Source organism: Deltaproteobacteria bacterium (assembly GCA_016931625.1).
GTDB lineage: Bacteria > Myxococcota > XYA12-FULL-58-9 > XYA12-FULL-58-9 > JAFGEK01 > JAFGEK01.
The window spans coordinates 1-5,311 of the sequence record JAFGEK010000087.1 but is presented as its reverse complement, the minus strand read 5'-3'; the positions used below and the strand labels follow the sequence as shown (position 1 = coordinate 5,311).

Sequence of the window (5,311 nt, the reverse complement as noted above, 5' to 3'; positions counted from 1 at the left end):
TTATATTTAAAAGCATAAAAAAGATCTCTCACTACGTTCGAGATGACACCCATGTTTCGCCAGTATTTATTGAGAACTTACGCCAGATGAAGTTAACTCACTATAATATCTAGATATTTCATAATATTTAAAGAATATTCCCACATATTTTGCTTAAAGTTTAATCGTTAAGTTTGGTGTATCAAACACAACCGCAATTTTTTATCTTTTAGAACGCCCCTTAAAATCGACAGCTTAATAGTACTATAATTAATTGCTGGTTTAAAAATGCTTGGATATTAGGTACATCCCTTATTTCACGTCACAATGTTTTATGGATTTTCTGGCGGTACAAAAACTTCAGGCATATCGTTAGTTGGGTTGCTCATGTAAATAGAACGCGACGGAAACGCAAAACTACTACCCTCACCCTCAACAATTTTTTTAACTTCAAGAGCCAGTCGTTCTTTAATCTCAAGCCATTGTCCCCAGATCGTAGTACGAGTAAAACAATAAAGCATTATATCAATCGATGAATCAGAGAATCGATCAATACGCACAAAGGTACTTGCTTCACTTGGCTTAACAAACTCATCGTTATTAAAAAGGTAAGCTTCGATACGATCACGTATGCGGCGTAGTTGCTCGATCGTGGTGCGGTATTCGACACCAATATGCCAATAAATACGACGAAAGGTCATGGCGCTAAAATTCGTTACCGCCAAATCAGCAAGCTTGGCGTTGGGGACATAAACTGGCGCCTTATCAAAACGACGTACAAGAGTTGATCTAAATCCTAAGTGCTCGACAGTTCCTTCAACAACACCATCGACTAAAATCCAATCACCAATATTAAAACGTTTTTCGGAAATAATCAGCAAACCCGAAATCAAGTTTTTAAACAGGTCTTGCGCACCTAATGCCACTGCTACACCAAATAGCCCAAGGCCAGCGAGAACCGGCCCAACCTTAATACCCCAAATTTCAAGCACAGTTGCTATAGCAATAAAAACTAGCGCAATTTTTATAACTTTAAGTAGCCAATCACGCATCGCCGAAGAGAAAACTACAGCGACACGATCAAACAAGAATCTAAACGGGGTCACTAGACAATAGAATCCCCATAATATAATGTATATAATTAACGAACGAACAAGCTTTGCACCAATATCACCAATTGTACCACCGACATCGAGGTATTTAAGCGCCAAGAAAAGTCCTAATACTACAGGCACCATCATAGTTGGCGGTTCAATTGCATCAACGATTTTATCATCAAATTCTATTTTGGTTTTTTTAGCAAGCTTCTTAAGACGTCTAATAATTGAATGACCAAAAAATTTTCTCAAGGCCAAAAAAAGAATAAAAATTAATGCAGCCGTGATCAATTTACCAATCTGCACGCCAAAGAGACCCTGTTGCCAGACATCAACAACAAGAGCCCAAAAAGCTTTTAAATTATCGGTTATAAGTGTTAAATCCATTTTGCGTTTATCCACAAAACAATGTTTCTGGTTGTCACTGGCGAACCGGATGCGAGTTTGCCAGAAGTAAAATAAATGAAATGTATCTATGCCTAATTTTAAGACTTATCGTCAACCGCTATTAGACCAAAATGAAACTATTACTTATAAGTTAAAAAGAAACTAAAACTAATATATTTTCTTTCCAATATACACGCATTATTCATTATTCTATCATGGTAATTTTATTTGTTTTTTTATTAACAAAATTATTGTTGTCGTTTACTGCATTATAAGGCAAAAATAGCTGCCATGCGACCATCATCATCCGTCTCTAAATTGCTCTTGGTGTTATCTTCTTTGCTTGGCATTGTAATCGGGTTATTGCTGGGTTTTTCTTCTGAGAATTATATAGCAATTACCGTCCCAGCTCTTTTGGGTATTTTGCTGGGTTCGATTTTATCCGCAAGCGTTAAAGTCGTAGCGCAATGGGAGCAAATGATCATTTTGCGACTTGGCCGATTTGTTACAGTGGCTCCACCCGGAGTACGCTTTTTAATACCTACTATAGACTCACCAATTTTCGTCGAAATGCGGGTACAAACTGTGGATATTTCTCGTCAACAAACGATAACCCAAGATAACGTGCCCGTAATGGTAAACGGGGTTATCTTTTTTGAAGTTTGCGATGCTAAAGCTGCCGCCTTAGAAGTAGAAGACTATCGCCAAGCGATATCTAGGTACGCTCAAGCCACTTTACGTGATGTTGTGGGTCGTCTCTCACTTGACGAACTCCTCAGTCATCAAGAACGTTTAGAAAGCGAAATAGAAAAAAACGTTAGCGCCGCCAGCCAGTCATGGGGACTGCATGTTGAAGCTATCAAACTCGAAGATATTGATGTGCCTGAAGATCTTAAAAAGATGATGTCACGACAAGCTTCTTCTGAACGCGAAAAACGCGCAACGATAATAAAAGCAGATGGTGACCGTCAAGCTGCTGCTGCTTTAGCTGAAGCGGCAGCTAAAATGGCCGCCAGCCCTGGGGCAATGCAACTGCGCACTTTACAAACTATTGATAGTCTGGGCCCTAGCGCTGCTAACACGGTTGTCTTAACTTTACCTTTAGAAGTCTTCGAGTTGATACACTCTTATACAGACAAAAATAAATCAGGTTCACCTCATTAATTTAAATATCAACAACCAAAATTGTTTTAGTAATTCTATTTGCATTAAGAATCTATTATGGCAAAACCTAAAGCACGAACACGAATACCTGTAAAAGCAAGAAAACCTCACCAGCGAAGTTATGCTTCTTTGCAACATCGTTTAAAATCTACTCGCAATAAATCTTATAAAGATCCGCAACTAAAAACTGGTGTAGTTAAAATTAATCCTGATGGTAATGGACATTTACGCATCAAGCCTTCTGCTAAAGCTAATATATTTTTACCTGCACAAACACTAACAGGTATTAGTGACGGCGACACTGTTACAGTAAGTATAGAAATTGGTCGTAAAGGACGAAAATATGGTCGAGTAATAGCTCGTGGTGAAATTACTAATACCGAAATTGTTGGTCTTTTACGCCAACGCGGCAAAAACTGGTATATTTTTCCCCAATCAGAGCTACCGGCTCTACAAGCCAATATTCCAACCAAGTTTGGTAGAATTAAAGCCGGTCATGCAGTCGTTGCTTTAGTTACAAAATTAAGTAGCAGTACTAAAAGTGGGCAAGCTACCATTACTAAAGTTCTTGGGCATCCTCATGACCCAAAAGTACAAGTTGAGATGTTGATTCACTCATTTGGCATCCCACTACAATTTGATAAAACAGTCAATCATGCTGCTACTTGTTTAGCTAAAAATGACCCATTAGCAATACTTGTTAGTGAACCAAAACGTCGTGATCTGCGCTCTATTGCTCATATTACTATTGATGGTGAAGATGCTCGCGATTTTGATGATGCTGTAGCAGCGCAAAAAGAAGCGACGGCTATTCGTGTGTGGGTTTCAATTGCTGATGTCTCCCACTATGTAACATTAAATAGCGCTATAGATGCGGCGGCGCGCGAGCGTGGTACTAGTGTTTATTTTCCGCATTGTGCAATCCCAATGTTACCAGCAGCATTATCAAATGAAGCGTGTTCATTAGTGCCACAGCAACCACGTCTTACACTTACTTGTGAAATGCTGGTTCATCAAAATGGCTATTGTGATGATATTACGATCTATCCATCGCTTATAGTCAGTAGCGCCAGGCTAACTTATACAGAAGTGCAGCACTATCTAAATCATGATCAAGGTCGTAAACTGCACCCTAGCCTACCCGCGCTACTAACTGCTGCCCGCTATTTACACAAACAACGCCGGCAACGTGGTGCCATTGATCTTGATATTAAAGAGCCGCAAATCAAGTTAGGCCCTGATGGTATTGCAACGCATGTTAATGAACTCATTCGCACTGAAGCTCATCAATTAATCGAAGACTTGATGATAGCCGCTAATGAAGCTGTCGCTGAATATTTAATTAAAAATAAATGCCATACTATTTTTAGAGTTCATGAAAAACCTGACCTTAAAAAAATCACTGCACTATCTTCTTGGGCGGCAACTTATGGCATTTTTATTGATGCACATAAAAAATTAGCACTATTATGCGAAGCGATAAAAAAACTGCCGCAAAAAGATGCAGGTATGATGTTGTTGTTACGTAGTTTGGCACAAGCTCATTATAGTGCTGAAAACCTTGGACATTATGGCTTGGCTTCTAATGCATATGTTCATTTTACTTCACCAATTCGTCGTTACCCTGATTTACTAGTGCACCGCAGCTTATACTCATTATGGGGACAGCATCGTTTAAATAAAGCCAAACTTGAAAAAAGTGCTGTGCAGGCTTCTGAGCAAGAACGACGTGCACAAGATGCTGAACGTAAAGTAGAACAATTAATGGCGTGTCATGTTGCTGCTCGCTATATCGGCAAAGAGTTTGATGCAATTGTGACCAGCGTGCATGATTCTGGTGCTTTTGTACGGGTAAACGACCCTTGGCTTGAGGGATTATTAGCCATCGCAACGCTTAGTAAAACTTTCAATGATTTTTATGACTTTTATAATAACGATAATACATTAATCGCGCGTTGTTCAGGCCACCGCATATCGCTTGGTGATAAAATAAAAGTACAACTCGCCTCAGTTAACACCTCAAGGCGTCATATTGATTTTATTCCAGCAATGCAAAAAAAGCAGAACTATCAGGGCGTGTCTTAGTAGGTGCTAACTGTTAGTTCTATCTCTGAACCTTTGGGTGCTTGCTCATCTGCACCTGGTTTTTGAGCTAACACTACGCCTTCGTCTTCAAGGTCATCGATACGATAACTTATTTTGCCAATTTTAAAACCAGCTTTAATCAGTTGTTTTTTGGCGCTACCAACCATGCGACCAACAACATTTGGCACTGCTACAGTATCTATAGCTTTTGCGATTACCAGATCTACCGCAGCGCCAACTTTTACTTCAACATCGGCTGCAATACTTTGCCGAATAACACTACCAGGAATCGCCTCAGCTTTTTCGACTTCTGTTACTTCACCAAGTTCTAACTTTGCTTCTTTTAAAGTTAATTTTGCTTCATTTAATGGTTGCCCAATAAGCGCCGGAGTTTTTACTACCGTTGGTATTTTAGCAACTACTACTCCGACTTTTTCACCATATTTGAGTCTGGCGCCGGCAAAAGGACTTTGAGAAATTATATGGCCAGGCGCAACTTTGGTGTCTGATTTTTTTTCAGCAATAGTAAGCTGCAACCCTCTAGCCTCAACCAAAGCTTGAGCACTCTCAAGTTTAAAACCAGTTATTGAGGGGACTTC

4 protein-coding genes are annotated in these 5,311 nt (G+C 39.5%); 2 read left to right on the top strand and 2 right to left on the bottom strand.

Going from position 1 to position 5,311, the window contains the following annotated elements; genetic code table 11:
• Positions 1-311: 311 nt before the first annotated feature.
• Complete coding sequence (locus tag JW841_08020) at positions 312-1,463, bottom strand: mechanosensitive ion channel family protein (GenBank protein ID MBN1960878.1); 1,152 nt, start codon at positions 1,461-1,463, stop codon at positions 312-314.
• Positions 1,464-1,754: 291 nt separating this feature from the next.
• On the opposite strand from JW841_08020, the gene JW841_08015 reads away from it, so the two are divergent.
• Both JW841_08015 and JW841_08010 read left to right on the top strand, forming a co-directional pair.
• Entirely contained in the window at positions 1,755-2,627 is an 873-nt protein-coding gene (locus JW841_08015) for an SPFH domain-containing protein (protein MBN1960877.1), read from the top strand.
• 57 nt (positions 2,628-2,684) lie between these two features.
• Entirely contained in the window at positions 2,685-4,712 is a 2,028-nt protein-coding gene (locus JW841_08010) for a VacB/RNase II family 3'-5' exoribonuclease (GenBank protein ID MBN1960876.1), read from the top strand.
• Here the strand turns inward: JW841_08010 and JW841_08005 are convergent.
• On the bottom strand, positions 4,709-5,311 hold a 603-nt coding region (locus JW841_08005), incomplete at its 5' end, for a PASTA domain-containing protein (protein MBN1960875.1). The genes JW841_08010 and JW841_08005 overlap by 4 nt on opposite strands.

Excerpts from the sequence above, each read along its gene's own strand:
- JW841_08020 (MBN1960878.1), bottom strand. The coding sequence starts at position 1,463 with ATGGATTTAACACTTATAACCGATAATTTAAAAGCTTTTTGGGCTCTT.
- JW841_08015 (MBN1960877.1), top strand. The coding sequence starts at position 1,755 with ATGCGACCATCATCATCCGTCTCTAAATTGCTCTTGGTGTTATCTTCT.
- JW841_08010 (MBN1960876.1), top strand. The coding sequence starts at position 2,685 with ATGGCAAAACCTAAAGCACGAACACGAATACCTGTAAAAGCAAGAAAA.